Genomic DNA, 26,808 nt, shown 5'->3' with positions numbered 1-26,808 from the left:
GATGCCCAGAACCGCAGTGGTCGCGCTCGGCGGGAACGCCATCACCCGCGGCGGCCAGTCCGGGACCTACGCCGAGCAGGCCGAGAACGCCCACGCGATGGCCCGCGCGGTGTGCGCGCTGCGCGACGCCGGGTGGAACGTCGTGCTCGTCCACGGCAACGGACCGCAGGTCGGCAACCTCGCGATCCAGCAGGACGAGGCCGCCTCGATCGTCCCCGCGCTCCCCCTGTTCTGCGTCAACTCGATGACCCAGGGCCAGCTCGGCAGCCTGCTCGGCCTCGCCCTGCTCGCCGAGGGCCGCGGGCGGCTGCCCGGCGTCGTCTCGGTGGTCACCCACGTCATGGTCGACCCCGCCGACCCGGCCTTCCAGCGACCGACCAAGCCGGTCGGGCCCTACTTCACCCGCGACCAGGCGGCCGACCTCGTCCGCGAGCGCGGCTGGGACATGGTCCGCGACGGCGACCGTGGACACCGCCGCGTCGTCCCGTCGCCGAAGCCGGTCGGGATCGTCGAGGTCGACGCCGTCCGCGCCCTCATCGAGCAGCACATGATCGTCGTCGCCGGCGGGGGCGGCGGCATCCCGGTGATCGCGGGCGACCACGGGCTCGAGGGCATCGACGCCGTCATCGACAAGGACTTCACCGCCCAGCGGCTCGCGGCGTCGGTGAACGCCGACGCGCTGGTGCTCGTCACCGACACCCCCAAGGTCTACGTCGACTTCGACACCCCGGACCGGCGCGCGATCGACGAGATGTCGGTCGACGAGGCCGCGAAGCACCTCGAGGACGGGCAGTTCCCCGACGGCAGCATGGGCCCGAAGGTGCGCGCCGCCGTGCGCTTCCTGCGCGAGGGCGGGCGCACCGCGGTGATCACCACCGCCGACCGCGCCGGGCCGTCCCTCGACGCCGGCGACGCCTACGGCGCCGAGCTGGTCGGCACCCGCATCGTGGGAACCGGGCGATGAGCGCGGGCTTCGTGCTCTACCGGGACACCTACCTCGACTCCGTCGTGCAGCTCTCGGGCACGCGCGCGATGCGCGAGGTGCCCGGGGTCGAGTGGGCGGCGGTCGCGATGGCCACCGAGGCGAACCTCGCGACGCTGGAGAAGGAGGGGTTCGACCCCGCCGAGTGGGCCGGCGCCGGGCCGGGCGACCTCTTCCTCGCGGTCCGGGCCTCCTCCGACGAGGTGCGCGCGGCCGCGCAGGAGGCCGGGCGCGACGCCGCGTTCAGCCCCCGGGAGGCCGCCGCGACCGGTGTCGCCGAGCCGGACCCGCGCTCGCTCGCCGAGGCCGTCGCCCGGCAGGCGGGCAGCAACGTCGCGGTGATCTCGGTGCCCGGCGACTACGCGGCCCTCGAGACCCACCAGGCCCTCGGGGCGGGGCTCGACGTGCTGCTGTTCAGCGACAACGTCTCCCTCGACGACGAGATCGAGCTCAAGACGCGGGCGAGCGAGCTGGGCCGGCTGGTCATGGGGCCCGGGGCGGGCACCGCGATGCTGGGCCGGACGTGCCTGGGCTTCGCCAACGTCGTCGCGCCCCTGGCCGACCGCGTCGGCGCGGTGGGCGTCGTCGCCGCGGCGGGCACCGGCGCCCAGGAGGTCGCCGCCCTGCTCGACCGCTGGGGCGTCGGCGTCACCCACGTCGTCGGGCTCGGCGGGCACGACCTCGGCGCCGCCGTCGGCGGGCCGATGGGCCGGCTCGCCGTGCGCACGATGGCCGCGGACCCGGCGACCGACGCGATCCTGCTCGTCTCCAAGCCCCCGGACCCCGACGTCGCGCGCACGGTGGTCGCGGAGGCCGGCGACACCCCGCTGGTCGCCGCGCTCATCGGGATGGACGAGCCGCTCGACGGCGCGTCGGTGGTCCAGGCCCCGACACTGGAGGCGGGCGCGCTGGCGACGCTGCGCGTGCTCGGGCGCGCGGCACCCGACCCGGCGGCCGGGCTGCGCGCGCAGGTCGACGCGGCGATCGCCGACCTCGACCCGCGCCGCACGCTGGTCCGCGGGCTCTACTCCGGCGGCACGCTCTGCTACGAGTCGCTGGTCGTGCTCTCGCGCGTGCTCGGGCCGGTGTGGTCGAACACCCCGCTCGACAAGACCCTCGCGGTCCCCGCGCCCCCGTCGAGCCACGTCTGCCTCGACCTCGGCGAGGAGGAGTACACCCAGGGCCGGCCGCACCCGATGATCGACCCCGAGGCGCGCCTCGAGCACCTGCGCGCGCAGGGCGCCGACCCCGAGGTCGCCGCGATCGTGCTCGACGTCGTGCTCGGCCACGGCGCCCACCCCGACCCGGCGGGCGAGCTCGCCGGCGAGTGCGCCCGCATCGTCGCCGGCGGCGGCCGGGTCGTCGTCTACGTCCTGGGCACCGAGCGCGACCCGCAGGGGCTCGAGGAGCAGCGCCGCGCGTTCCTCGACGCCGGGTGTGTGGTCACCGAGACCGCGGCGCGCGCGGCACTGGCGGCCGCGGCGATCGCGCGGAGGGACCCCTCGATCGCCGAGCTGGTCCCGTGAGGGAACTGGCCCTCGTCACCCACTCCACCTCGCCGCGCGGCGGCATGGTGCACACCCTGGCGCTCGCCGAGGCCCTGCAGGCCGCCGGGCAGCCGGTGCACGTCGTCAGCCAGGGCGACCCCGCGGCGGGGCTCTTCCGGCCGACGTCGGTGCCGTTCACGGTGCTGCCCGCCCCGCCGGGCGGCGGCTCGCTCTCGGACAAGGTGTTCGCCTCGATCGACCAGCTCGCCGGCGCCCTGGGCGACCTCGCCCACCGCTTCGACGTGCTGCACACCCAGGACTGCATCGCCGCGCGGGCCGCCGCGCGCGTGCGGGACGGCGGCGCCGACGTGGCGGTGGTGCGCACGGTGCACCACGTCGACGACTTCACCACGCCCGCGCTCGTCGAGTGCCAGCGCGCGGCGATCCGCGAGCCCGACCGGGTGCTCGTCGTCAGCGAGCAGTGGCGGCGCATCCTGCGCGACGAGTACGGGCGCGAGGCCACCGTCGTGCCCAACGGCGTCGACCCCGACCGCTTCCCGCCCGTCACCCCCGCGCGCGTCGCGGAGCTGCGCGCCTCGATCGGGGCGCAGGACCGGTTCCTGTTCCTCGGCGTCGGCGGTGTCGAGCCGCGCAAGGGCACCCACGTCGCGTTCGAGGCCCTCGCCCGGCTGACGGCGACCATGCCGCACCCGCCGATGCTCGCGATCGTGGGCGGGCACTCGTTCCGCGACTACGCGGCCTACCGCGACGAGCACCTGGCGCGGCTCCCCGAGCTGGGTCTGGAGCTGGGCCGCGACGTCGTCCTGCTCGGCACGGTGTCCGAGGCCGACCTCGGCGGCTGGTACCGCAGCGCCGACGCGCTCTGCTTCCCCTCGCTCAAGGAGGGGTGGGGCCTGGCCGTCCTCGAGGCCATGGCCGCCGACCTGCCCGTGGTCGCGGGCGACCTGCCGGTCTTCCGCGAGTACCTCCTGCACCGGCACAACGCCCTCATGCCGCCCACGGGCGACAGCGCGGCGCTCGCGCGGGCGATGCAGGAGATGTACGCCGATCGCGCCCTGCGCCGCCGCCTGCGCACCGGAGGGCGCGAGACGCTGGCCCGCTACACCTGGGCCGCGAGCGCCCGCCGGCACATCGCCGTCTACGACGACGTGCGCGCGGACACCCGGCATCCCACGGCGTAGAGACGCGCACCATGATCGCCCGTGGTGCTCCGCGAGGGCGATGTCATCGCCCGCACCGAGCGGTCGGAGCGATCATGCGGACCCGCGAGCCCGTCGGCGCCCGCTGACGAGGTCCTCGGTCAGTGCCCGTGGCCGTGCCCGTGACCGTGCTCGTCGTCGCGGTGGTCGTGGCCGGCCGGGCGCGCGGCCAGCTCGGTCGAGCGCGCGGTCACGTCGTCACCACCCAGGGAGCCGGCATCGACCAGCACGTCCTCGAGGGCGTCGAGCCAGCAGGCGTAGTAGCGGAAGTCGGGAGCGTCGACCCCGCGCTCGGCCTCCCACGCCGCGATGCGGGCGACGAGCCGGTCACGGAACGCGTCCCAGGTGAACGCGCCCGCGTCGGCCAGCGACACCGCCATCCCGAACGCGCGGCTCTCCCACGGCTCGGCGAACACCAGCTCGCCGTTGGCCCGTGGCGGGGCGGCGGGCCCGGAGACATCGAGGGCCGCGGTCACGGCGCCACCACGGCCACGCCCACCATCGCGTCGCGGGTGACGATCCCGGCGAGGGCCTCGGCGTCCCAGCCGTCCGTGCCGGCCGGGCGCTGCGGGAGCACCAGGTAGCGCACCTCGGCCGACGAGTCCCAGACCTCGATCTTCTTGTCCGCGGGGACGTCGAGGCCCATCTCGCGGAGCACCGCGCGCGGCTCGCGCACGACCCGGGCGCGGTACGCCGGGTCCTTGTACCAGCTCGGCGGAAGGCCCAGCACCGGCCACGGGTAGCAGGAGCACAGGGTGCACACGACGACGTGGTGCACCTCGTCGGTCTGCTCCAGCACGACGATGTGCTCGCCCTGCGGCCCGGCGAAACCGAGCTCCTTGATCGCGGACGTGCCCTCGGCCAGCAGGCGCTCGCGGTACTCCGGCTCGGTCCAGGCCTTCGCGACGACCTTCGCGCCGTTGAGCGGGCCGACGTCCTGCTCGTAGGTCTTGATGAACTTGTCCATCACCGCGGGGTCGATCAGCCCGCGCTCCACGAGCAGCGACTCCAGCGCCTCGGTGCGCTGCGCGGGCTCGGGACGACGGGTCGGGGCGCCGCTCACCGGTCAGCCTCCAGATAGGACTCGAACAGATCGACGTGCAGGGTGAACGGCTCCGCGTCGTCACCCCAGAGCTCGGTGGACGCGAAGCCCACCGTGTAGACGTGCTGAGGGTTCTCCCCCTGGAACACCGCGTGGGTATCGGGCAGCAGGTGGCCCGGGCGCACCGCGGTGATCGTGCCGCGCCGGCCGCGCACGTAGCCCGGCAGCTTCGAGGGGCCCTGCGGGCGGGGGGTGCTCGTGGTGCGGACCGCGTCGCCGGGCGCGAACGCCGGCGGGCCCTCGACCTCGCGCAGCGAGCCCGGCCCGGTCGGGGCGTAGTCGGGCTTCTGCGGCTCGGGGAACTCCGGCTCCTCGACGTCGTCGCCGGCCAGCCGCCGTGCGCGGGCGTCGACCGCGCCCGGCGCGAGGATGTTGCTGTCCTGCAGCATGAGCTCCGCGGCGTTGAGCCAGCGGCCGTAGTAGCCGTCGGCGAGGTAGGACACCGGGTCGAGCCGCTCGAGCGCATAGCGGAACGCGTCGAGGTTGCGCCCCGAGATGCGGCCCATGGTCAGGACCGTCATCGCGAAGCTGCGGCCCTCCCACGGCTCACCGAAGGGCGGCTCGTCGGGGTCGGGGCGCTGGACCGGACCCCAGCCCGGCGACCCGCCCATGTCGGCCAACGGATCCACGAAGTCTCCTCACTCCCTGCCGTCCCCGGCGCCGGAAGCGGGGCGGCGCACCGCGTGCGCCGCCCCGTCGCCACCACCCGGGTCAGACGGTCCAGGTCTGCATCACGAGCGCACCCTCGCGCCGCGCGGTGAGCTGGGCGTCGAGGACGTCGAGCGGGTTGATCGGCTTCACGCCCTCCATCATGTCGACCTCGCGCATGCCGTAGAGCATCGCCGCCGAGAACCGGCACGCGTAGACCTTGCCGCCCTCGTTCATGAAGGTCGTCAGCTGCTTGTTGTAGCCCAGCGCCCCGGGGAACGCCTCGTCGCCGACCTTCGGGAAGCCGCGCGACGCCGAGGCCATCAGCGACCCCGGGCCGAAGAGCACGATGCTGGTGTCGAAGCCCTTCCGGTTGACCCGCGTCGCGGTCAGCATGTTGACCAGCCCGACGGAGCCCTCGAAGGGCACCGTGTGCATGAAGATGTAGGCCTTCTCGCCCGCCTCGGCCTGGATGTCGTCGAAGACCTTGTCCTCGTAGTCGACGATCGCGTCGCCGGGGCTGACACGCTCACCCACGATCTGGACCACTGGTACCCCTCGTCTCTGTCTGGTGTGGTGCTCCCGGCGGGTGGGTCCCGCCGCTGTCCGGTGGGCCGTCAGACGGCCGGGTCGCGCCGCTCCGGGGGCGGCGCCCAGGTCTGGCGGTGGCTGCCCGGCATCGCGCGGAGGATCCGGTGCCGCAGCGGCCACGGCAGGGCCCGGTAGACCGGCGCGAAGACGCGCAGCCACGCGAGCTCGAGGGGCCCGTGCGGGGGGCGCGGCCCGCGGGTCCCCGGGTAGCGCCGCGCGAGCTGCTCGTGGGCGCCGACCATCAGGTAGTGCTGGGAGTTCTCGCGCAGCCAGCGGGAGAAGGAGGCGCGCGCCATGTCAGAGCTTCCCCGCCTTGCGCAGCTCCTCGAGCCCGTTGGTGGCGGCCACGACGATCGGCTCGTTCAGCGCCCCGATCGCCGGCGAGTAGACGTTCTCCATCGTCGACAGGTCGTGGAACGTGAAGCCGTGCTTGACGGCCATCGCCAGGAAGTCGGCGCGCTCCTTGATGCCCTCCTGGCCGACCATCTGCGCGCCGATGAGGCGCAGGCTGCCGGGCTCGGCGAGCAGCTTGACCTTCACCGGCTTCACCCCCGGGTAGTAGCGCGCCCGGGAGATGCCCTGGGCCTGGCCGAGCACGTAGGGGATGCCGAGCGCGGTGGCGGTGGTCTCGCCGAACGAGGCGCCGCCGATGACCCATTTGCCCGCCGGCGTGCCCCAGGGGACGTAGACCGCCTTGTAGGCCCGCGTGCCGCCGCCCGCGTTGGTGCCCGCGGTCTTGCCCTGCGCGTAGGCGTGGCTGCCGGTGAGCCCCTGCAGCGGCACCCGCGTGAGCCCGTGCGGGACCTCGACGGCGTCGCCGGCGGCGTACACGCCGGGCACCGAGGTGGCCATCCGCTCGTCGACGATGATGCCGCCGGTGGAGCCGATCTTCAGCCCCGCCGCGGCGGCGAGGCGCGCGTTGGGCGTCTTGTGGGTCGCGACGACCACCAGGTCGCAGGGCAGCTCGCCGTCGGAGGTCGCGACGGCGCTGACGTGGCCCTGCCCCACGAAGCCCTCGAGCGTCGTGTTGAAGTGCGCGACGACCCCGAGCTCGCGCCAGGACTCCTCGACCGGCGCCATGATGTCGGCGTCGGCCATGTCGGCGAGCGGCCAGGGGTTCGGGTCGATCAGGTGGGTCTCGATGCCGCGGTGGGCCAGCGAGGTGGTCATCTCGACCCCGAGCGGTGTCGCGTGGACGACCACGGCCCGCTTCACGGAGTCGAGGACCTTGTCCCACTCCATCGCCGCGCGGATGTTCTTGACGTAGTACAGGCCCTCGAGCTCGCCGCCGGGCACGCCCGGGTCGGCGTACTCGAACCCGGTGGCGACGATCAGCGTGTCGTAGCCGACCGTGCCCTCGCCGGTGACCTGCACGGTGCGCGCCCCGGTGTCGATGCCGGTCACCGACGTCTCGTAGTGGACGTCGATGCCGACCGAGACGTACTGCTCCTTCGTGGCCAGGAACAGCCGCTCGAAGTCCGGGATCTCCTGCCCGTGCACGTAGGGGATGCCGCACGGGCTGTAGGCGACGTCCTCGAACTCGGTGTAGACGACGACCTCGGCGTCCGGGTTCGCGGCCTTCACCCCGCCCGCGGCGCCCAGGCCGGCGGCACCGCCGCCGATGATCACGGTCTTGTGCGGCACGCGGACCCTTTCCTCGTAAGCCCTACGATGCGTGGCGGCGAGCCGGTCGACGTCTCGCGCCGGATCCGACAAGATGTCCACCAAAGTTGATGCGTGTTGACCATACTGACCGCGTCGTGGGTGTCAAGGAGTAGCGCCGTGGCCCGATCAGCAGCCGAGCCCGCCGGCCCGGTCGAGACACCGCCGGTCTGGGAGACGGTGGTCGACGCCATCGGCCCCAAGGTGCGTGACCTGCGCCAACAGGCCGGCCTGTCGCTGCAGCAGCTCGCGCGCCGCGCCGACGTGTCGGCCGCCGCCATCCACAAGGTCGAGCGCGGGGACATGGTCCCGACGATCACCACGCTGCTGAAGCTCGCCGACGCCCTCGAGCGCCCCATCGCCCACTTCGTCGGCGACGAGGCGCCCACCGCGGTGGCGAGCGTCGTGGCGGCCGGGGCGGGGGCGGAGGTGGGCGACGACGGCATCACGCGGACCGCGATCACCGCCGCGCCGGAGCGCTTCCGGGTCGCCGGCGCGGCGGTGGTGGTGGACGCCGGCGCGGAGGGCTCGTCGGGGGGCCCGCAGGCCGGCGAGGAGCTGGTGCACCTGCTCGAGGGCGAGCTCGAGGTCGAGGTGGCCGGGGAGCGCCACGTGCTGGGCGCGGGCGACACCATCCAGTTCCCCGCCGACCGTCACACCCGGTGGCGCAACCCGGGGCCGGCGCCGGCGCGCGCGGTCTGGCTGACGACCCGGGGCAGCTGACCCAGGCCCAGCGCCATCCCCGCCGCGAGGTGCCGTCCCGAGTCGGCGCCGAGGGCGTGCAGGCGCACCAGCGCGCGCGACGCGGCGGTCCGGTCGCCGGCGGCCACGGCGTGCAGCCAGTCGTGCGCGGGCGCGACCGACTGGCCGCGCGCCGCCCAGGCGAGGAACGCCGACGCCACCTCGGTGGTCCGCACGCCCGCGCACAGTGCCTGCAGGCGGTCCTCGACGCCCGGCCCACCCGCGGCGCGGTCGACGAGCACCACGCCGGCCAGCACGTCGTCGCCCGCGGGCGTCAGGCCCGGGCCGCGCCCGCCGACGGCCGCCACCAGGGCCTCCGTCCCGCGCCCGAGCGCCCGGGCCGCTGTCGCGATCACCTCGCCCGCCACCAGGGCCTCCCGGACCAGCGCCTCGTCGCGCGCCGCGAGGGCGAGCGGGCCCGGCGTCGTCCCCCACCACACCGCGCCGGGCCCGCGCAGCGCCCAGTGCGCCGCGGCGAGCCGGCCGCCGTCGCCGCTGACCGCCTCGCCGACCCGGCACGGCGGCAGCGCCGTGCACCGGACGTGCACCGGCCCCGGGTCGACGTCCGGCCCCACGAGCGCGACGAGCTCCGTGTCCAGGCGCAGGTACGCGGCCTTCCGGTGCACCGACACCACGCGCCCGGCGACGGGGCGGCGCAGGAGTCCCGCCACGCCGAGGCCGGCGTCGACGATCATGTGCCGGCGAGCGCGTGCAGGGCCTCGACGAAGCACTCCAGCGGCGCCGTCGCCACCCCCGCGCCGACCTGGCCCTGCCCCGACGAGGCCGCGAGGATGCCGGTGTTGACCTTCGGGGTGACGCCGGTCGCCACCACCTTGCGCAGGTCCACGCCGACCGGTGTCCCGGCGAACCCCGCGGCGGGCAGCGTGAACCGGCTGCTCGAGCCCACGCAGATGCGGCGGAACGCGTCGGTGGCCGCGGCGGCGTCGGCCATCGAGCCGCCGAGGAACGCCGCGACGGCCGGGGAGTTCGCCGCGGCCGGCCCGCCCAGGCCGACGAGCTCGAGGACGGCGCTGTCGCCGATGTCGGGCGCGGCGTCGTCGGGGCCGAGGCCGGAGTAGTACAGCGCCTCGCCGACCGGGGGCGCGGCCGTCGTGTACCAGCGGTCGGAGCCCGGCAGGCGGATGCCGAAGGTCGTGCCGTTGCGCGCCATCGAGGTGACGATCGACGAGCCCGGCACCCGCGACGCCCACAGCGTCAGCGCCTTCGCCGCGCCCATGGCGGGGGTGAGGAAGAAGAGGTGGTTGCCCGCGAGGAAGTCGGCGAAGGGGCCGCGGACGTCGTCGGGCAGGGCCGCGACGTGCCCGACCCAGCTGCGCACGAGCAGGTTGGTGGCGGCCTGGGTGCGCATGTGCAGGTCGTCGCCCATGGCGATGCCCTGCGCGGCGACGGCGAGGATGTCGAGCGGGCCGGAGCGTTCCAGCACCGCGGAGAGCGCCGGGCCGACGACGTCGCGCAGCAGGCGCAGGCGCGCGATCGCCGCGTCGGTGTCCCGCCCGAACCAGGGCACCTCGCCGGGGCCCTGGTTGATCGGCGCGAACGCGCGCACGGGCTCCGATCCGTCGTCGGGGGTCAGGTCCACGACGAGCACCGGCGCCGACGGCCCGATCGCGCTGGCCATCGGCACCACCATGTCGTGGTGGTTGGCGGGCTCGAGCCGGACCGCGCCGTCCGCGAGCAGCCGGTCGGCCTCGCCGACGTCGGCGGCCCAGCCCTCGGCGACGGTCGCGGCGCGCATCGAGCGGCGCAGCGGGTCGGCGACGTGCTCCCACGTGATCGCCGGGCCGCAGTGGAGCAGCATCCGGCCCTCGACCCCGGGCACGACCTCGTCGGCGCGGCGCACGCCGGTCAGGAACGGCACGCCGGTGTCGAGGCGGCGCAGGACCTCGGCGTTCGCGGTGTCCACCGTCGGGCTGCTGTAGAGGCGCGTCAGCGCGCGCACGGCGTCCGGGTCGCCGCCGGCGGGCGGGCGCCAGTCGACGTGGGTGACGGTGCCGCCCTGCGCGCGGACGGCCTCGGCGAACATCGGCAGGCCGACGTTGACCACCGCGATCTCGTCGGGCAGGACTCTCATCGGGTCTCCTCCATCTGACGGGTGGCGTGCCGGACGGTCTCCAGGAGGGCCGCTTCGGCGCCGTCGAACGCGGCGAGGCGTTCGCGGGCCCGCGCGCCGAGGTCGTCGAGGCGGGCGGTGAGGTCGGTGGTCATGCGCGCGACGGCGGCGGGCGCGGCGCCGCCCTGCGCGTCGCGGGAGAGCACGATCCGCCAGGGGTCGAGGGCCTCGGTGAGGTCGGTCCCGGCGAGCCCCAGCGGGTGGCCGGTGTGCTCGACGGCGGCGCGGTCGAGCATCTCGCCGGTGATCTCGACGCCCGGGACGCCGGCCCTGCTCGCGTTCCGCACCGCGCGCCCGACGACGAGGTAGGCGGTGCGGTAGTCGACGTCGCAGGTCTGCACGAGGTGCTCGGCGAGGTCGGTGGCCTGGCTGTAGCCGCCGCGGACCTCCTCGGCGAGGCGGTCGGCGTTGACGCGCAGGGTGCGCACGACGCCCGCGGCGAGCCGGGTGATGCGCAGGGTGAGGTCGAGCGCGCGCGGGACCTCGCCGTAGGCGTAGATCAGGTTGTCGCTGCGCGCCGAGGGGCTCTTGCTCACCGCGAGGAAGCCCGAGAGCCGGCCGATGAGCACCCCGGACGCGCCGCGGATGATCGAGAGCGAGTACGGGTTGCGCTTCTGCGGCATGAGCACGCTGGCGCGCGTGAAGCCGTGGTCGAGGTCGACGTAGTCGAACTCGCTGGACGACCAGATCTCCAGGTCCTCGGCGAGCTTGGAGAGGTTCGAGACCAGGCTGGACGCGACCGCGAGCACGGAGATCAGCCCGTCGACCTGCCACATCGCGTCCCGCGTGTGCTCGATGACCCCGTCGAACCCGAGCGCCTCGGCGACGAACGCGCGGTCCTCCAGCAGGCGCGTGCCGTTGACGCAGCCGGCGCCGCCCGGGCTCGTGTCCACCCAGTCGAGCTCGGCGAGCAGGCGCTGCCCGTCGCGGACCGTCGAGTAGACGAACGAGAGCAGGTAGTGCGCGAACGTCGAGGGCTGGGCGTGCTGCAGGTAGGTCTGGTCGGGCATCACCGTCTCGGCGTGCTCCTGCGCGCGGGCCACGGCGTCGCGCCCGAAGCGCACGGCCTCACCGACCAGCTCCGCGATCTGGTGGCGCACGTGCAGGCGCAGCGCGATCCGCACGGCCTCGCGGCGCGGTCGCCCGGCGTGCAGCCAGCCCGCGACGTCGCCGAGCTGCGCGACGAACCAGGCCTCGCGGGAGTTGTAGGGCTCGCCGAGCTCCGGGTCGTACGGGAACTCCTCGGCCGGCGTGGCCTGGGCGACGAGCAGCAGCTCGAGCAGCGCCCGCCGCGCGGCGGGGGGCACGAGGCCGCGGCGCGAGAGGTCGAGCACGTGCGCCATGTCGGCGAGGTTCAGCCCGCGGTGCAGGAACGGGGCGTCGGCGTTCTCCAGCGCGAACCCCGACGCCACGAGCTCGGGGGCCGGGCCGCCGACCGGTGGCCCCTCGTCGCGGTGTGCGCTCACGGTGCTCCTTCCGGGGTACGTGAGCGAAATTCGGGGCTATAGCCCCGAACTTCGCTCACATGGGACAGGGCGGAGACGAGGCCGCCGGTGAGCCAGAGCAGGGTGGGCCGGGTGGGGTCGGCGCCGACGTGCTCCATCGCCACCGCCGCGGCCTTCGCCCCGTAGGTGTCGTCGAGCAGCACGCCCTCGGTGCGCAGCACCAGGTCGGCGGCGGCCCGGTCGGCGGGCGAGGCCACGCCGAACCCGGGGCCGCGCGCGTCGAGCATCGTCAGCTGCTCCCCGGACGGCGGTGCCGTACCGGCGAGCGCGGCCGTCTCCCCCGCCAGCGCCAGGACCTTCGCGGTGATCTCCTCGGGCGGGCGGCTCACCGAGGCGCCGAGCACCGGCCAGCCGGTGCCCGCCAGGCCCGCCAGCAGCCCGGCGACGCTCCCGCCGGAGCCGACGGGGATGACGACGGTGGGCGGCGCGTCGCTCCACTGCTCGACCACCTCGTGAGCGGCCGCCGCGAACCCCGTCGCGCCCACGGGCGTCGACCCCCCGCGCGGCACCGCCAGCGGGCGCCGGCCCCGCCGCGCGAGCTCCGCGCCGAGGCGCTCGACCTCGGCGTCGACCCGAGCCCGGTCGTCGGAGCCGAGCGGGTGGATGCGGGCGCCGGCGTTGCGGGCCAGCGCGAGGTTCGTGGTCTCGCCGACGTCGCCCCACACCACCAGCTCGCAGTCCAGCTCCGCGACCCGCGCCGCCTGGGCCGCGGCGGCGACGAAGTTCGAGTCGGGGCCGCCGCCGGTGACGAGCACGTCGACGCCGCGGGCCCGCGCGTCGCCGAGCAGGTGCTCGAGCGCGCGCACCTTGTTGCCCGCCACCCCGAAGCCGGTGAGGTCGTCGCGCTTGAACCAGAGCGGGCCACCGCCCCGGGCGTCACGGAGGCGGTCGGCCCGCACGAGCGGGGTCGGCAGGACGCCGAGCGGGAACCGGGTCACGGCCCGGCCGCCCGCCCGCGCGCCACGACGGCGTCCACCATCGCCACCGCCACCCGGTCCGCGGGACGCTCCAGCCAGCCCCGGACCTCGTCGGACGTCGCGACCCCCCGCGCCGACAGCTCCCCGGCGAGGTCACCCCCGCCCGCGAGGACCGACTGCAGCAGGTCCTGCGCGGCGTGCTTGCCCAGCCGCGGGGAGAGCGCCGCGAGCACGCGCTCGGAGCCCAGCCGGTCGCCGTGGCGCGCGAGGTTCGCCGCCATCGCGTCGGCGTGCACCTCGAGGCCGTCGAGCAGGGTCCGCGCGAGCGAGACCGCCGTGCCGACCAGCAGGCACACCTCGGGCAGCGCCGCCCACTCCGCCTTCCACGCCCGGCCGTCGCGCTCGTGCGCGGCGACCACGCCCTCGAGCAGCACGCCGGCCGAGGAGCGGGCCAGGCGCGCGAGGGTGTCGAGGTGCTCGCTGGCTTCCGGGTTGCGCTTGTGCGGCATGGTGATGCTGCCGACGGCGGTCGGGGTCGTCGGCTCCGCGAGCTCGCCGATCTCCGGGCGCGCCAGCTCGTAGACCTCGCCGCCGATGCGCGCGAGGGTCCCGCCGATCATCGCCAGCACGCCGCCGAACTCGGCGACGCGGTCGCGGCTCGTCGTCCACGAGATCCCGGGGTCGCCGAGCCCGAGCTCCGCGCAGAACGCGGCGCGCACCGCGAGGGGGTCGACGCCGGCGTCGTCGTGGAACGCCAGCGCGCCCACGGCGCCGGCGAGCTGGCCGACCGCCCAGCGCGGGCGGCCCTCGTCGAGCCGGTGGACGTGGCGGCGCAGCTCGTCGGCCCACGACGCGGCCTTGAGCCCGAAGGTCACCGGCGCCCCGGGCTGGCCGTGGGTGCGCCCCGCGATCGGCGTCGCCCGGTGGGTCTCGGCGAGCTCGAGCACGCGGTCCTCGATCGCCCGCAGGTCCCGGCGCACGATCGCGCCGACGTCGCGCATCACCGTGCCGAACCAGGTGTCGGTGACGTCCTGCACGGTGGCGCCGACGTAGACGTGCTCGCGCGCGGACTCCGGCAGCACCGCCTGCAGGCCCCGGATCAGCCCGAGCGTGGAGTGCGACGTCGCGCGGGTCCAACCGGCGACCGCGTCCCAGTCCAGCTGCTCGACCCGCGCACCGACAGCGATCTGCTCGGCGGCCTCGGGCGGCACGATCCCCACGCGCGCCTGCACGCGGGCGAGCGCGACGAGGATGTCGAGCCAGGCCTGCCAGCGGGCCTCCTCGCCGAGCAGCGCGGTCAGCTCGGGGGTGCTCCAGAGGTGGGCGTAGACGGGCGAGTCGGTCAGGCGGGCGACCACCGGGGCTCCTCCCGCGCCGCGAGGCGGGCCAGCGCCTCGCGGACGTGCTCGAGCGACGACCCCCACGGCACCGACACCCACCGCGTCGCGCCGTCCGGGCCCTTGACGGTCCCCTCGGCGAGCTCCTCCTGCTGCAGGCAGCACTTGGTGAGCACGGCGCCGGGCCCGTCGGCGGCGACCGCGGCCAGCGGGCACGTGTCCACCCCGGGGGCGTTGCGGCCGTAGAACCAGCGGTGGATCTGCCGGGAGCGCTCGCAGCCCAGGAGCAGCCAGTCGGCCTCGGGGGGCCGCTCGTCGAGGTAGGACACGGCCGCGTCGGGCACCTCGCCCCCGCCACCGCGGCAGGGCAGCAGGTAGTGCGGCGCCGGGTGGGTCGCGGCGAGGTCGGCGAGGTCGACGGTGTGCGGGGTCAGCACCATCGGCGGGAGGTCCTCGCTCAGCTCGAGCACCCGGCGGGCCTGGTCGGCGAGCTTCGCCGGGCGCGGCGGCACCACCTCCCGCACGGTGATCTCCAGCGGGCGGGCGTCGAGGATGAAGTTGACGTGCTCGTAGCGGCCCTGCACGACGACGGCGCGCGCCCCGGGGACCTCGGCGGCCGCCCGCGCGAGCAGCGTGGGCACCCCGGTGTCGAGCTCGGGGCGGTGCAGCAGGACGGTCTCGTCGGGGCCCGCGAGCAGCGCGACGTCGACGATCGGGCTGAACAGCTCGTCCGCGTCGGCGCGGGTGACGGCGAGCAGCGCCACCGGGCCGTCGTCGCCCTCGGGCGGGCGCACGACGAGGAAGCGCGTCTTCCAGTACGCCTCGCGGCCGAGGTAGCGCTCGCGCAGGGTCGCCTCGTCGTAGGGCAGCGGCGCGCGGGCCACGGCCACGCCGCGGTAGCGCCCCGGGACGAGATTGGTCATCGGCTGAGCTCCGCGGAGATGGCCGCGCCGACGGTCGCCTCGGCGGTGTCCGAGCGCAGCCCGAGGCGCAGGGTCTCCAGGCCGAGGACGTCGTCGAGCGCGATGTTGCCCAGGTTGACGTCGGGGCCGAACCGGCGCACGAACCACGCCTGCTGGTGGGCGCGCGGCGCCTCGAACACGAGGTGCGCGGGCCCGACCGCGTCGGCCAGGGCGTCGACGACGTCCTCGCGCACGCCCCCGTCGGCGTCGAAGATCCCGACGGTGCCGCTCTGGCGGCCCTCGGCGACGACGAGGTGCGCGCCGGCCTCGCGGTCGGCGGCGGCCTCGTCGCGCCACTGCGCGAGGGTGTGCTGCTGGTCGGGGTCCTTGGCGCCGACCTCGGTGACCACGGCGAACCGGTCGGCGGCCCGCCGCACGAGGGCGCGCTTGTCGGCGACGGTCATCGGCACCGTGCCGCGGGAGACCTCGACGTGCCGGAACCCGACCCCGTGCGCCCACGCGAGGCACTGCTCGGCGACGCCCTGCGCCCACGCGATCTCCAGCAGCGTGCCGCCGAGGCAGGACCCGACCCCGTGCTCATCGAGCACGGCGATCTTCTCGGCGATCCGCGGGTCGACGTACGCGGTGCCCCAGCCGGTCTTCCAGATGTCGACGAAGGCCCCGGCGCCGGCGAGCAGGTCGGCCGCCGCGGCGGGCCCCACCCCGGGGTCGAGGACGTGGGTGAGCCCGACGGTCCGCGGCGCGGACGACCGCGGCGGCAGCGTCAGGAAGCTCGGGGTCGCCATGGGCCGATGTTAGATCACATAATGAACGCGCACCCACTATCGATGACGACGGGACGTGACCCTGGTGGCATCTGCTGAGGCCCCCGCCCGCGGTCTGCACGCGCTCGCCCACCGCGTCGCCACCCACCCCGGCACGCGCGGGAAGGCGGCGATCGGGCTGGTCAGCGAGGTCTTCGGCGGCGCGGACTGGCTGGGCGGCCCCGGGGACGACGGCGCGGTCGTGGAGACCGGCGGCGGGCGCGTGGTGGCGTGCGGCGAGGCGTTGTGGCCGCCGTTCGTCGCCCGCGACCCGTGGGGGGCCGGGTTCGCCGCGGTGCTCACCAACGTCAACGACGTCGCCGCGATGGGCGCCGAGCCGCTCGGCATCGTCAACACGGTCAGCGCGTCGGAGGGCCACGCCCGCGCCGCCCTCGAGGGCATGAAGCACGCCTGCACCCTGTTCGACGTGCCGATCCTCGGCGGGCACCTCACGCGCCACGACGGCGAGTCCTCGGTGTCGGCGTTCGCGCTGGGCTCGGTGGACGAGCCGCTCTCCGTGACGCGCGCGGCGCCGGGCCAGAGCCTCGTCGTCGCGGCCGCCCTCGACGGCACGATGCGCGCCGACTTCCCGTTCTTCCCCGCCTTCGAGCAGCGCGGCGAGCGGTGCGCCGGCGACGTCCGCGTGCTCGCCGCCCTCGCGCGCAGCGGCGCCGCGGTGGCGGCCAAGGACGTCAGCATGGCGGGCCTGGTCGGCTCGCTCGCGATGCTGCTGGAGTGGGGCACGTTCGGGGTGGAGGTCGACCTCGACGCCGTCCCGGCCCCGGCGGGCGTCGAGCTCGGCGACTGGCTGACCTGCTTCCCGAGCTTCTGCTTCCTGCTCTGCGTGCCCTCGGGCCGCGAGGCCGACGCCGTCGCGCCGTTCCGGGCGCGCGGGCTGGAGGCGGCCGCGGTCGGACGCCTCGACGACACCGGCCGGGTGCGCCTGCGCCGCGGCGACGAGGTCGCCGAGGCCTTCGACCTCACCCGCGAGGGCGTCACGCGGCTGACCCGGGCCGACCGGTGACGGGATCAGAGGGCGCACCGGGCGACGGTCACCGGCGCACCGCGCAGGGCGACGTCCGCGGCCAGGGCGAACAGCCGGAGCACGCGGTCCGGACAGCGCCACACGTGGTCGGACGCGAAGTCGAGCCACGCCTCCGGCGGCACCACCTCCGCGCCCGTGTAGTCCAGCTCGCCCCAGGTCACGGCGATCTCGAACAGGTCCAGCACGGCGTCCGGGTCCGACTCCACCGCGAGCAGCCGGTCGTGGTGGGCGCTGCGGCGCAGCGACGGGGCGCAGCCACAGCGACCGGCGCCGCGATCCGTCAGGCCCCCGTGGTGCGACAGCGGGACGACGGAACGGGTCATGGAGACCTCCTCCAGGACGGGGTGGCTGTGACCGGAGCCACTGTGCTCCGGGCTGTTGCACCGGTGTTGCACGCCGGTGAGACGCGGTGAAACAGCGCTCGGTCGGCGCCGTCTGGGAGGGCGGCATGCGCTGCACGGTCGACGCCGGCGGCTTCCCGCTCGTCGTCGACGAGCCCCCGGAGGCCGGTGGCACGGGGCGGGGACCGCAGCCCACCGAGCTGCTCCTCGGCGCGATCGCGTCCTGCTTCACCCTGGCGCTGGCGCACAGCGCCGCCAAGCGCGGGATCGAGCTGCGCGGGCTGTCGGTGGACGCGACCGGCACCTACGACGGCCCGCGCTTCACGTCGCTGGAGATCGCCGTGCGCGCGCAGGCCCCGCAGGGCGAGGAGCTCGCGCGCCTGGCGACCGTCGCCGAGCGGGTCTGCTACGTCACCAACACCCTGCGCGGCAGCCCGCCGATCGCGATCACGACGTCCTGAGGGCGTCCAGCGCCCGGCCGGCGACCTCCGCCGCCGGCAGCCCCAGGGCGCGCGCGACGGCCTCCACGTCGGCGATCTCCGGCTTGGCCCGCTCGGTCCCGTCGCCGAGCCGGGCGATCTTGACGGTGATCTCCTGCCCGCCGACCCGCACCGTCACCGCCCGCCGCGGCAGCGTCTCGCGGTGCCGGCGCGACCAGCGCAGGCCGATCGTCGTGGTGTGCCGGAACACCGCGTCGGCGACGGCCGGGCGCACCGCCTCGTCGCACACCGCCGACAGCACGTGCCCGGGCCGCCCGTGGCGGGCGACGATCGGGCTCGTCCAGCAGTCCCACGCGCCCGCCGCCCGCACGGCCTCGAGCACCGCGGGCCAGAGCTGGGGGTCGAGGTCGTCGACGGTGGCCTCGAGGACGATCACCTCGCCGGTGCGGACGGCGTCGGCGACCCGAGCGGTCCCGACGACGACGCGGGTGACGTTCGGCCGGTCCGGGGTGTCGCGCGCTCCCCCGCCGACGCCGACGGCGCGCACCGTCATCGCGGGGAACGGCCCGGGGCGGGCGAGCGCGGCGAGCAGCGCCGCACCGGTGGGCGTGGTCCGCTCGCCGGCGAGGTCGTCGCCGCCGAGGGTGAGCCCGTGGCGGGCGGCGAGCTCGACCACCGCGGGCACCGGCACCGGGAGCCGCCCGTGCGCGGCGCGCACCGTCCCGCTCCCGGCGGCGAGGGGCGAGCACACGACCGCGGCACCGTCGGCGAGCAGCCCGAGGTCGTCGGCCGCGGCGGCCACCCCCACGACGTCGGCGAGCGCGTCGTGGGCGCCGACCTCGTGCAGGGTCACCGTCTCCACCGCCGTGCCGTGCACCGCGGCCTCGGCCGCCGCGAGCAGGGTGAACGTGCGGCGGGCGGCGTCGCGGGCGCTCGCGGTGAGGTCGGCGTGCTCGACCAGGGCGAGCAGCTCGGGGAGGTGGCGGTGCGCGGGGTCGTCGCCGGGCACCGTGACGTGCGCGCGCCGGCAGCGCAGGCCGCCGCGCCGGTCGGTGGCCGTCCGCACGGCGAGCCCGGGCACCCCGAGCGACGCGACCGCCGCGTGCACCCGCTCCTCGGCGGCGCCCGCGTCGACGAGGGCGGCGAGCAGCATGTCCCCGGCGACCCCCGCCGTGGCGTCGACCCAGCCGGCCTCACCCATCGGCGGCCAGCCCCTCGATCTTCGCGGCGTGCACGGCGGCGCCGAACCCGTTGTCGACGTTGACCACCACCAGGCCGGGCGCGCAGGTGGCCAGCATGCTCGCGGCCGCCGCCAGTCCCCCGGCGGCGACCCCGTAGCCCACGCTCGTCGGCACCCCGATCACGGGCGCGGCGACCAGCCCGGCGACGACGCTCGGCAGCGCCCCGTCCATCCCCGCGACCACCACCACGGCGTGCGCCTCCCGCAGCCGCTCCAGGCGCCCGAGCAGCCGGTGCAGGCCGGCGACCCCGACGTCGGGGATCACCTCGGCCGCGACGCCGAGCACCGCCAGCGTCGTGGCGCACTCGCGGGCGACGGGGACGTCGGCGGTGCCGGCGGTGAGCACGACGGTGTCGCCGCGCGGCGCCGGGAGCGCGCCGACGACGACGGTGCGACCGAGCACGTCGACGGTCACCGTCTCGCCCGGGAACGCCCCGGGCGCCGCGGCGAGCACGGCCTCGGGGCAGCGCGTGGCCAGCGCGGGGCCGGACGGGTCGCCCCGGCGCAGCGCCGCCAGCAGCGCGAGGGTCTGCCCGGGGGTCTTGCCCTGGCCGAGGACGACCTCGGGGACCCCGGTGCGCCGCCGCCGGTCGTGGTCGAGCTCGGCGTCCCCCGTCACCCGCGCTCCACCGGCGTGAGCACCAGGTTGAGCGCCCCCGAGCGGAACGGCCGGTCCTCCACGATCACCTCGTCGTACCCCGCGGCGCGGACGGCCTCGTGCACGTCGGCCCGGAGCCGGTCGTCGAGGGTGAGCAGCTCCTCGGCCCCGAGCTCGACGCGCGCCAAGCTCCCGAAGTGGCGCACCCGCAGGATGCGCAGGCCCAGCGCCTTGAGCGCCGCCTCGGCCCGGTCGACCCGCGCGAGCACGTCGACGTCGACCGCCGTGCCGTAGGGCAGCCGCGACGCGAGGCAGGGCGAGGCGGGCTTCTCGGCGCTCGGGACGCCCAGGAGCCGGGCGATCGCACGCACCCCGTCCTTGCCGAGCCCGGCCTCGAGCAGCGGGTGGCGCACGCCGTGCTCGGCGGCGGCGCGCAGGCCCGGGCGCCAGTCGCCGAGGTCGTCGGCGTTGGCCCCGGACACGACGGTCGTCCCGCCGCCGAGCGCGTCGAGGCCGAGCGCGTCGATCCGGTCGTAGAGCTCGCTCTTGCAGTGGTAGCAGCGGTCGCGGTCGTTGCGCCGGTACCCGGGGCGCTCGAGCTCGGCGGTGTCGACGACCTCGTGCGCGATCCCCAGGGCGCGCGCGACGTCCCGCGCCCCCTCGAGCTCGCCGGACGCCAGCGCCGGCGAGACGGCCGTGACCGCGGTGGCCCGCCGTCCCAGCTGCTCCACCGCGACGGCGGCCACCACCGACGAGTCGACGCCGCCCGAGAACGCGACGACGACCGCCCCCAGCGCGCGGACCCGCTCCCGCAGATCCGCGAGCCGCTCCTCGATCACGGGACCTCCCCACGCCGGCGTCGCCGCCAGTCTCGCGCGCGCGACGCCGTCGTGCGTCAGTTCCGGGCGGCCAGCTTCTCGGCCTTCTTGCCCGCCTTCAGCTCGGCGATCGCGGCCCGCTTCTCGGCCTTCGCCACGCGCCGCTCGGCCTTCCTCTCCGCGCGCCGCGCACCGTTGCCCAGCACGAGGGCCACACCGATGCCGAGCATCCAGATGTCCTTGGCGATGGGCGTGCCCTGCTGGGTGGGCCGGAAGTTGCCGTCGTGCATGCCCGGCGTGCGCAGGTAGAGCCCGAGCATCCCCGCGGAGAACCCGCTGAGCACGAGCCCGGCGAGGCGGCCGGGGACGAACGGCGCGAGCAGCGTGCCGCCCACGGCCATCTCCCCGACGGCGAGGGCCTTGAGGAACGTGGGCGGGTCCATGTCCTTGAGGAACGGATAGGTGCCCGAGGCGAACCCGTGCAGCCCGGCGGCGGTCTCCTCGTCGCCGGACCACTTCTGCAGGCCGGAGTTGAGGATGAAGGCGCCCGTCGCGAGACGCTGCGGCACCTGGGCGAGGTCGACAGTGGTCATGCGCCGATCGTGCGCCCGTGCCGGCGAGCGCGCAGCAGCGGGTCGGCCCTCCGGGGCCGCTACGCTCCGCCCGTGCCCCGCGAGCACCTGGACCAGCGGTGACCATGCTGCCCGTCTGGCTGCTGTTCGCCCTGCTCGTGGTGGTGGGACCGCTCCTGGTCGCCGGGCTGCAGGTGCTGGTGCGCCGCCGCTGGCCCCACCTCGCCGAGGGCGAGCACAACGACGTCGCCGGCTACCTCATCGCCATCGTCGGCGTCATCTACGCCGTGCTGCTGGCGTTCGTCGTGGTCGTGACGTGGCAGCAGTTCAGCCACGCGGGCGAGGTGGTCGGGCAGGAGGCGAGCGCCCTGCGCGGGCTCTACCGCGAGAGTGCCGCGTTCCCGCCGCAGGTCCGCGAGCGGATCGAGGCCGACGTCCGCGACTACGCGGCCGCGGTGATCACGCAGGAGTGGCCGGCGATGGCCCGCGGCGAGCCCGGCCACCCGGCGGTCGCGGCCGTGCTCGACCGCACCGCCGCGGACCTCGCGACCCTGCCCACCGACACGCCGGTCCAGCAGCAGTTCGTGGCCGTCGAGGCCGACCGGTTCGCCGAGGTGGTGTCCTACCGCTCCCAGCGCCTCGACTTCGTCGGCCAGGGTCTGCCGGGGGTGATGTGGGTGGCGCTGGTGCTCGGCGGGGTCGTCACGATCGCCTTCGGCATGATCTTCGGGCTCCGGAGCACCGTCCTGCACCTGTTCATGACGGGCAGCCTCGCGGCGACGATCGGCGTGCTGCTCTTCGTCGCCGTCGCGATCGACCAGCCCTTCCTCGGCGACGTCGCGGTGGCCCCGGCGCCGATCCAGCGCGTCCTCGACGACTTCGCCCGCTGAGCGTCAGCCCCGGGTCGCGGCGAGGACGGCGGGGTAGCAGCCGGGGTCGATGCGGGCGTCGACCAGGCGCGGACCGCGACCCGCCCGGGCCAGCACCGCGTCCAGCTCCGGTCGCGAGGTGACGACGTCGGCCGGCATCCCCATGGCCCGCGCCACGGCCGCGAAGTCGATCGCGCCGTAGCGCACCGCCCCGGCCGCGCCCTGGCCGGCGGTCTGCTTGATCTCGATCAGGCTCAGCGCGGCGTCGTCGAACACCACGACGGTGACGTCGAGGTCCAGCCGCACGACGGTCTCGAGCTCGGCGAGGGTCATCCCGAGCCCGCCGTCGCCGACGAAGCACACCACCGGCTCCCCCGGCCGGGCCAGCGCCGCCGCGACCGCGGCGGGCAGGGCGAACCCCATGGTCGCCAGCCCGTTGGAGATCAGGACGCGGCGCGGGGCCCGGGCCGGCCACAGCGGCATCGCGACGAGCATGTGCGCGCCGGCGTCGACGGTCAGCGTCGTGGCGGGCCCCGCCCGCCCGGCCACCGCGCGGACGACGTCGTGGGGCGAGAAGCCCGCGCCGGCGGGCTCCAGGGCGGCCAGGGTGCGGCGGCGGTGCTCGGCGCCGGTCCCCGGTGCCCAGCGGTGGTCGAGGACCTCGAGCACCGCGGGCAGCGTCCGCGCGAGCGGCCCGACGACGATCTCCGGCTCGCCGAACCACCGGCCGTCCACGGGCTCCGGGTGCAGCATCACCACCGGGGCGGCGTGGCTCCAGGCGGACGGGATCGGTTCGACGGGGTCGACACCCACGGCGAGCACGAGGTCGGCGACCTCGAGCAGCGGCCGCTCGAGGGCGCCGCCGGTGAACAGCCCGGCGCTGGCCTCGTCGGGGACCGCGCCCGTGGCCTGGTAGGTGCACAGGACGGGCACGCCGTCCAGCTGCTCGAGCCCGGGCGCGCCGACGCCGGCCGGCCCGACGAGCACCACCGGGTGGCGCGCCCGGCGGACGAGGGCCAGGGCCCGGCGCAGCGCCTCCTCGTCCGGATCCGGGCCCGGGTCGGGCGCCGGCGGTGGGCCGCCGTCCGCGGTCGCGTCGAGCTGGAGGTGCACGCCGCCGGGCGTCCCGCCCCGGGCGAGGGCGACCGCGGCCGCGGCCACCGCCCCGGGGTCCCGCGTCCCGAGCGTGCCCGACCACTTCGCCAGCGGCCGGGTCGTCGCCTCCTGGTCGAGGCGCTGGTGGGCCACCCGGGCCGCCGCCTGCCGCGGGACGGTGTCGCTGACCAGCACCAACGGGGACCGGTCGAGGGTGGCCTGCGCGAGCCCCGTCGCGGCGGCGGTGACGCCGGGGCCGCGGGTGACGACGGCGGCGCCGACCGTGCCGGTGAGCAGGCCGTGCGCGCCGGCCATGATCGCGGCGGCGGTCTCGTCGTGGGCGAGCACGAAGCGCAGGCCCTCGTCCTCGGCCGCGCCGACGACGTCGAGGTTCGCCCCGCCGCCGGGCACGCCGAACAGCACCGGGGTGCCCGCCGCCCGCCAGGCCCGCGCGAGGTGGACCGCCAGTGATCGTGCCGTCACGGGACTCCTGAGCAGGGTCGGAAGGATCGTTGTGTACCCGATCACAGGAACCTACGCTCGGCGTCCGGATCACGCCCCCATCGTCGCGGGAGGACCTGGAGTGAGCATCAGGGTCGCCAACATCAAGGACGTCTCGCAGGGCACGCAGCCCGGGCAGTTCACCGTCGGCGACCGGCACGACGTCGGGCACCTCGGCGAGCTCGACCACACCTACCGCCAGCTGCTCGACCGGCCCGTCACCGCGACCGTGGCCGTGCTCGGGAGCGACGGGCTGCCCAACCTGACGCCGGTGTGGTTCGACTACGAGGGCGAGCTCGTGCTGCTCAACCTCGCCCACCACCGCAAGAAGGTCGGCTGGCTGCGCGCCAACCCCCACGCGACGTTCCTGCTGATGAACCCCGACGACCCGTACCACTGGCTCTCGATCAAGACGACCGTGCACCGCGAGATCGCCGAGGACGACCCCGCCGAGGGCGGGCGGGTCACCGACCAGCTCAACAAGATCTGGCGCAAGTACACCGGCGACGACGGCGAGTACGGCCTGCGGGACGCCTCGGTGAACGAGAGCCGCATCCTCTTCGAGCTCACCGTCGACAAGATCGCGACGTTCGGGGTCCCGCCCTCGTGACGCTTCGCGTCGCCGTCGTCGGCGGCTCGATCGGCGGGATCACCAGCGCCCTGCTGCTGCGCGACCTCGGCTGCGACGTGCAGGTCTACGAACGCTCCCGCTCCGAGCTCGACGCCCGCGGCGCCGGGATCGCGGTGCTCGACGCCACCGTGCGCTACTTCGCCGAGCGCGGCGGCGTCGATCCGGACGGGTTCTGCTCGCGCACCTCCGCGATCCGCTACCTGTGGCCGGACGGGTCGTGCCGCCACCGGATCGACCACGGCTACCGCTTCTCGTCGTGGAACGCGATCTACCGCGAGCTCCTGGCGCTCCTCGACGCCGACCGCTACCACCTCGGCCGCGAGATGACCGGGTTCACCGCCGGCGACGCGGGCGCGCGCGTGGCGTTCGCCGACGGCGCGACCGAGGACGTCGACCTGCTCGTCGCCGCCGACGGCATCAACTCGATCACCCGTGACGCGCTCTTCCCCGGCGCGACGTCCCGCTACGCCGGCTACGTCGCCTACCGCGGCACGCTGCCCGAGGGCGAGCTGACCGCCGCGACGTTCGCCGCGCTCCGCGACGCGATCACCTACCAGGTGATCACCGACAGCCACATCCTCGTCTACCCCATCCCCGGGCCCGGCGGCACGACCGTGCCGGGCGAGCGGCTGGCCAACTTCGTCTGGTACCGCAACGTGGCCGAGGGCGCGGCGCTGGACCGGCTCCTGGCCGGGCGTGACGGGCAGGAGCGACGGGTGTCGGTGCCGCCGGGGATGCTCGCCGACGCGGCCGTCGACGAGTTCCGCGCCACGGCCCGCCGCGAGCTCGCGCCGCCGATCGCCGAGGTCGTCGCCGGCGCCGAGCAGCCCTTCGTGCAGGCCGTCTACGACATCGAGGTCCCCGCGATGACCTCCGGGCGGGTGCTGGTGCTCGGCGACGCCGCGTTCGCGGTCCGCCCGCACGCCGCCGCCGGCACGGCCAAGGCGGCCGACGACGCGTGGGCGCTGGCGGACGCGCTGCGCGACCACGGTGTCGTCGACGGCGGCGACGTCACCGCGGCCCTCGAGGCGTGGGAGCAGGGACGGCTGGCGGTCGGCCGCCGCCTGCTCGAGCGCTGCCGCGACATCGGGCGGCGCTCGCAGGTCGACAACGCGTGGGACCCCGCCGACCCCACGCTGATCTTCGGGCTGCACGGGCCCGGCCGCTGAGGGCCCTCAGAGACCGGCCACCAGCCGCGGGAGGATCTCCCCGACGCCGCCGCGCAGCACGACCGTCGCGACGTCGTCGTACGGGGTCGGCTCGCCGTTGACGATGACCACCGCCGCCCCGGCCGCCGCGGCGAGGTCGACGACGCCGGCGGCCGGGTGCACGCCGAGCGAGGTCCCGACGGCGAGGAGCACGTCGGTGTCGACCGCCGCCTGCCGCGCGCGCATCAGCACGCCGGCGTCGAGCTCCTGGCCGAACGAGATCGTCGCCGACTTGAGGATGCCGCCGCAGTGCGGGCACGGCGGGTCGTCCTCGCCCGCGGCGACACGCTCGAGGGCCTCGCCCATCGGCGCGCGGGCGCCGCAACTCAGGCACTGCGTGTGGTGCATGGTGCCGTGCAGCTCGACGACGAGCTCGGGGGACGACCCCGCCGCCTGGTGCAGCTCGTCGATGTTCTGGGTGAGCAGGGCGACCAGCCGCCCGGAGCGCTCGAGGTCGACGAGCGCCGCGTGCGCCGCGCCGGGCCGGGCGCCCCAGATGGGGTGCACCGCCCGCTGGCGCCACGCCTCGCGGCGGACCTCCGGGTCCTCGACGTAGGCCTGCAGCGTGGACAGGCGCTCGGCGGCCGGGTTGCGGGTCCACACGCCCTGCGGACCACGGAAGTCCGGAATGCCCGAGTCGGTCGAGACCCCTGCTCCGGTCAGCACGGTCACGCGCTCCGCACGGGCGAGGAGGTCGGCGGCCCCGGCCACGCCCGGACCCCCGTCGGCGTCCATGTCCCCGTCCATGTCCCCACTGTCCCCCGACCGGAGGGCGCCTGTAACGCGCACTTGATTCACCCCGAACACACCTGTGCGACGTCGCGAGTGCCTCCGGGTGATGGACCCCCGGCTCCGGCGCGCAGGGGGAGGGTGTCGTGGGGACCCACCGTCAGTCGTCGTCGCGGGTCATCGGCGTGCACAGCCTGCCGACCGCCGTCATCTCGCTCATCAAGGAGCAGGCCGCGGTGCGCGGGCTGTACCGCGACCCGCTGCCCGAGGTGACGCACGCCGTGCGCACCGAGCTGGTCACCGGCACCACCGGCTGGTTCGGCCGCGGGCGCCAGCGCCGCCGGGCCACCGAGCTGCTGCTCACCGGCGACGTGCTCGTCGTGACCGACCGCGACCCCGACGGGTCCGACGCCGACGCGCAGGTCACGTTCCACCGCCTCCACCAGCTCGACGTCGCGCGCATCGACGGCCCGGAGCCCGGCCTCGAGCTGGTCGGCACGCCGGTCGGCGCCACCGAGCGCGGCTCGCGGGTCATCGAGACCGACGGCGGCCCCGAGATCGACCGGTTCCACCGGGCGCTGCTCGAGGCCTCCGAGGACTCGCGTCGCGTCGACGTGCCGTCCTCCCGCTTCCCGGCGGACGCCGAGCTCGAGACCCGCTCGCCCGAGTTCT

Annotated in this window: 30 protein-coding genes; 10 read left to right on the top strand and 20 right to left on the bottom strand. The window is 75.9% G+C overall.

All coding sequences use genetic code 11. The features are described 5' to 3' along the window. Window position 1 precedes the first annotated feature (1 nt). From ACFPK1_RS31895 to ACFPK1_RS31885, 3 genes are read left to right on the top strand one after another with little or no spacing between them, the layout of a single operon-like run. Window positions 2-964, top strand: coding sequence for a carbamate kinase (locus tag ACFPK1_RS31895; protein WP_378024955.1), 963 nt, complete (start codon window positions 2-4; stop codon window positions 962-964). Beyond that, window positions 961-2,508, top strand: a complete 1,548-nt coding sequence (locus ACFPK1_RS31890; protein WP_378024954.1) for a protein FdrA — start codon at window positions 961-963, stop codon at window positions 2,506-2,508. Before ACFPK1_RS31895 ends, ACFPK1_RS31890 begins: the two co-directional genes overlap by 4 nt. Beyond that, complete coding sequence (locus ACFPK1_RS31885; protein WP_378024953.1) at window positions 2,505-3,671, top strand: MSMEG_0565 family glycosyltransferase; 1,167 nt, start codon at window positions 2,505-2,507, stop codon at window positions 3,669-3,671. The genes ACFPK1_RS31890 and ACFPK1_RS31885 overlap by 4 nt, the downstream gene beginning before the upstream one ends. Before the next feature lie 119 nt (window positions 3,672-3,790). Here ACFPK1_RS31885 and ACFPK1_RS31880 read toward each other — a convergent pair whose 3' ends face one another. The 6 genes from ACFPK1_RS31880 to ACFPK1_RS31855 form a co-directional block, all read right to left on the bottom strand. Beyond that, on the bottom strand, window positions 3,791-4,165 hold the full coding sequence (locus tag ACFPK1_RS31880; protein WP_378024952.1) for a nitrile hydratase accessory protein: 375 nt from the start codon (window positions 4,163-4,165) through the stop codon (window positions 3,791-3,793). Next, window positions 4,162-4,752 carry a nitrile hydratase subunit alpha gene (gene nthA, locus ACFPK1_RS31875; protein WP_378024951.1) on the bottom strand — a complete coding sequence of 197 codons (591 nt, stop codon included), beginning with the start codon at window positions 4,750-4,752 and terminating at the stop codon, window positions 4,162-4,164. Before nthA ends, ACFPK1_RS31880 begins: the two co-directional genes overlap by 4 nt. Next, complete coding sequence (nthB, locus tag ACFPK1_RS31870; RefSeq protein WP_378024950.1) at window positions 4,749-5,420, bottom strand: nitrile hydratase subunit beta; 672 nt, start codon at window positions 5,418-5,420, stop codon at window positions 4,749-4,751. Before nthB ends, nthA begins: the two co-directional genes overlap by 4 nt. 82 nt (window positions 5,421-5,502) lie before the next feature. Beyond that, window positions 5,503-5,976, bottom strand: coding sequence for an MSMEG_0572/Sll0783 family nitrogen starvation response protein (locus ACFPK1_RS31865; protein ID WP_274280377.1), 474 nt, complete (start codon window positions 5,974-5,976; stop codon window positions 5,503-5,505). Window positions 5,977-6,056: 80 nt separating this feature from the next. Continuing rightward, window positions 6,057-6,326 carry a hypothetical protein gene (locus tag ACFPK1_RS31860; protein ID WP_378024949.1) on the bottom strand — a complete coding sequence of 90 codons (270 nt, stop codon included), beginning with the start codon at window positions 6,324-6,326 and terminating at the stop codon, window positions 6,057-6,059. 1 nt (window position 6,327) lies between these two features. Continuing rightward, entirely contained in the window at window positions 6,328-7,674 is a 1,347-nt protein-coding gene (locus ACFPK1_RS31855; RefSeq protein WP_378024948.1) for an FAD-dependent oxidoreductase, read from the bottom strand. 138 nt (window positions 7,675-7,812) lie between these two features. Between ACFPK1_RS31855 and ACFPK1_RS31850 the strand changes: the two genes are divergently transcribed. Then, a complete protein-coding gene (locus ACFPK1_RS31850; protein ID WP_378024947.1) occupies window positions 7,813-8,415 on the top strand; it encodes a helix-turn-helix domain-containing protein in 603 nt (200 codons plus the stop codon). Here ACFPK1_RS31850 and ACFPK1_RS31845 read toward each other — a convergent pair. From ACFPK1_RS31845 to ACFPK1_RS31815, 7 genes are read right to left on the bottom strand one after another with little or no spacing between them, the layout of a single operon-like run. Then, a complete protein-coding gene (locus ACFPK1_RS31845) occupies window positions 8,346-9,128 on the bottom strand; it encodes an oxamate carbamoyltransferase subunit AllH family protein (protein ID WP_378024946.1) in 783 nt (260 codons plus the stop codon). The two genes, ACFPK1_RS31850 and ACFPK1_RS31845, sit on opposite strands and share 70 nt — an antisense overlap. Further along, the gene (locus ACFPK1_RS31840) at window positions 9,125-10,525 is read right to left on the bottom strand and encodes a YlbE family protein (protein ID WP_378024945.1); all 1,401 of its coding nucleotides are present in this window, start codon (window positions 10,523-10,525) and stop codon (window positions 9,125-9,127) included. Before ACFPK1_RS31840 ends, ACFPK1_RS31845 begins: the two co-directional genes overlap by 4 nt. Further along, entirely contained in the window at window positions 10,522-12,030 is a 1,509-nt protein-coding gene (gene argH / locus ACFPK1_RS31835) for an argininosuccinate lyase (protein ID WP_378024944.1), read from the bottom strand. The genes ACFPK1_RS31840 and argH overlap by 4 nt, the downstream gene beginning before the upstream one ends. After that, a complete protein-coding gene (locus ACFPK1_RS31830) occupies window positions 12,027-13,007 on the bottom strand; it encodes a 1-aminocyclopropane-1-carboxylate deaminase/D-cysteine desulfhydrase (RefSeq protein WP_378024943.1) in 981 nt (326 codons plus the stop codon). Before ACFPK1_RS31830 ends, argH begins: the two co-directional genes overlap by 4 nt. Then, window positions 13,004-14,344: a class-II fumarase/aspartase family protein gene (locus ACFPK1_RS31825; RefSeq protein WP_378024942.1), complete on the bottom strand. Its 1,341-nt coding sequence runs from the start codon at window positions 14,342-14,344 to the stop codon at window positions 13,004-13,006. The genes ACFPK1_RS31830 and ACFPK1_RS31825 overlap by 4 nt, the downstream gene beginning before the upstream one ends. Then, complete coding sequence (locus ACFPK1_RS31820; protein WP_378024941.1) at window positions 14,329-15,246, bottom strand: DUF7714 family protein; 918 nt, start codon at window positions 15,244-15,246, stop codon at window positions 14,329-14,331. The genes ACFPK1_RS31825 and ACFPK1_RS31820 overlap by 16 nt, the downstream gene beginning before the upstream one ends. Next, a complete protein-coding gene (locus tag ACFPK1_RS31815; protein ID WP_378024940.1) occupies window positions 15,243-16,031 on the bottom strand; it encodes a phosphosulfolactate synthase in 789 nt (262 codons plus the stop codon). The genes ACFPK1_RS31820 and ACFPK1_RS31815 overlap by 4 nt, the downstream gene beginning before the upstream one ends. Before the next feature lie 64 nt (window positions 16,032-16,095). On the opposite strand from ACFPK1_RS31815, the gene ACFPK1_RS31810 reads away from it, so the two are divergent. Next, window positions 16,096-17,073: an AIR synthase related protein gene (locus tag ACFPK1_RS31810; protein ID WP_378024939.1), complete on the top strand. Its 978-nt coding sequence runs from the start codon at window positions 16,096-16,098 to the stop codon at window positions 17,071-17,073. A gap of 5 nt (window positions 17,074-17,078) precedes the next feature. Here ACFPK1_RS31810 and ACFPK1_RS31805 read toward each other — a convergent pair whose 3' ends face one another. Then, window positions 17,079-17,417 (bottom strand): hypothetical protein, encoded by a 339-nt coding sequence (locus tag ACFPK1_RS31805; protein WP_378024938.1) that lies wholly within the window; start codon window positions 17,415-17,417, stop codon window positions 17,079-17,081. 86 nt (window positions 17,418-17,503) lie between these two features. On the opposite strand from ACFPK1_RS31805, the gene ACFPK1_RS31800 reads away from it, so the two are divergent. Beyond that, window positions 17,504-17,896, top strand: a complete 393-nt coding sequence (locus tag ACFPK1_RS31800) for an OsmC family protein (protein WP_378024937.1) — start codon at window positions 17,504-17,506, stop codon at window positions 17,894-17,896. Here ACFPK1_RS31800 and larC read toward each other — a convergent pair. From larC to ACFPK1_RS31780, 4 genes are read right to left on the bottom strand one after another with little or no spacing between them, the layout of a single operon-like run. Next, window positions 17,883-19,076: a nickel pincer cofactor biosynthesis protein LarC gene (larC, locus tag ACFPK1_RS31795; RefSeq protein ID WP_378024936.1), complete on the bottom strand. Its 1,194-nt coding sequence runs from the start codon at window positions 19,074-19,076 to the stop codon at window positions 17,883-17,885. The two genes, ACFPK1_RS31800 and larC, sit on opposite strands and share 14 nt — an antisense overlap. Beyond that, on the bottom strand, window positions 19,069-19,734 hold the full coding sequence (gene larB / locus ACFPK1_RS31790) for a nickel pincer cofactor biosynthesis protein LarB (protein WP_378024935.1): 666 nt from the start codon (window positions 19,732-19,734) through the stop codon (window positions 19,069-19,071). Before larB ends, larC begins: the two co-directional genes overlap by 8 nt. Further along, window positions 19,731-20,552, bottom strand: a complete 822-nt coding sequence (gene larE, locus ACFPK1_RS31785; protein WP_378024934.1) for an ATP-dependent sacrificial sulfur transferase LarE — start codon at window positions 20,550-20,552, stop codon at window positions 19,731-19,733. The genes larB and larE overlap by 4 nt, the downstream gene beginning before the upstream one ends. A gap of 56 nt (window positions 20,553-20,608) precedes the next feature. Next, entirely contained in the window at window positions 20,609-21,124 is a 516-nt protein-coding gene (locus ACFPK1_RS31780) for a hypothetical protein (RefSeq protein ID WP_378024933.1), read from the bottom strand. A 104-nt stretch (window positions 21,125-21,228) separates the two neighbouring features. Here ACFPK1_RS31780 and ACFPK1_RS31775 point away from each other — a divergent pair, with 104 nt between their 5' ends. Beyond that, window positions 21,229-21,993, top strand: a complete 765-nt coding sequence (locus ACFPK1_RS31775; RefSeq protein WP_378024988.1) for a bestrophin-like domain — start codon at window positions 21,229-21,231, stop codon at window positions 21,991-21,993. 3 nt (window positions 21,994-21,996) lie between these two features. On the opposite strand, the gene ACFPK1_RS31770 is transcribed toward ACFPK1_RS31775, so the two are convergent. Beyond that, window positions 21,997-23,550 carry a thiamine pyrophosphate-binding protein gene (locus tag ACFPK1_RS31770; protein ID WP_378024932.1) on the bottom strand — a complete coding sequence of 518 codons (1,554 nt, stop codon included), beginning with the start codon at window positions 23,548-23,550 and terminating at the stop codon, window positions 21,997-21,999. 100 nt (window positions 23,551-23,650) lie between these two features. On the opposite strand from ACFPK1_RS31770, the gene ACFPK1_RS31765 reads away from it, so the two are divergent. Both ACFPK1_RS31765 and ACFPK1_RS31760 read left to right on the top strand, forming a co-directional pair. After that, window positions 23,651-24,178, top strand: coding sequence for a pyridoxamine 5'-phosphate oxidase family protein (locus ACFPK1_RS31765; RefSeq protein ID WP_378024931.1), 528 nt, complete (start codon window positions 23,651-23,653; stop codon window positions 24,176-24,178). Next, complete coding sequence (locus ACFPK1_RS31760) at window positions 24,175-25,368, top strand: FAD binding domain-containing protein (protein WP_378024930.1); 1,194 nt, start codon at window positions 24,175-24,177, stop codon at window positions 25,366-25,368. The genes ACFPK1_RS31765 and ACFPK1_RS31760 overlap by 4 nt, the downstream gene beginning before the upstream one ends. 6 nt (window positions 25,369-25,374) lie before the next feature. Here the strand turns inward: ACFPK1_RS31760 and ACFPK1_RS31755 are convergent, their stop codons facing one another. Then, complete coding sequence (locus ACFPK1_RS31755; RefSeq protein ID WP_378024929.1) at window positions 25,375-26,154, bottom strand: SIR2 family NAD-dependent protein deacylase; 780 nt, start codon at window positions 26,152-26,154, stop codon at window positions 25,375-25,377. Between the two features lie 128 nt (window positions 26,155-26,282). On the opposite strand from ACFPK1_RS31755, the gene ACFPK1_RS31750 reads away from it, so the two are divergent. Then, window positions 26,283-26,808: hypothetical protein (locus ACFPK1_RS31750; RefSeq protein WP_378024928.1), on the top strand; the 526-nt coding region annotated here is incomplete at its 3' end.

Origin of the sequence: Actinomycetospora rhizophila (genome assembly GCF_042657905.1) — a bacterium.
Taxonomy (GTDB): Bacteria; Actinomycetota; Actinomycetes; order Mycobacteriales; family Pseudonocardiaceae; genus Actinomycetospora; species Actinomycetospora rhizophila.
The sequence above is the reverse complement of the archived record's forward strand: the minus strand, read 5'-3'. Positions and strand labels throughout refer to the sequence as shown.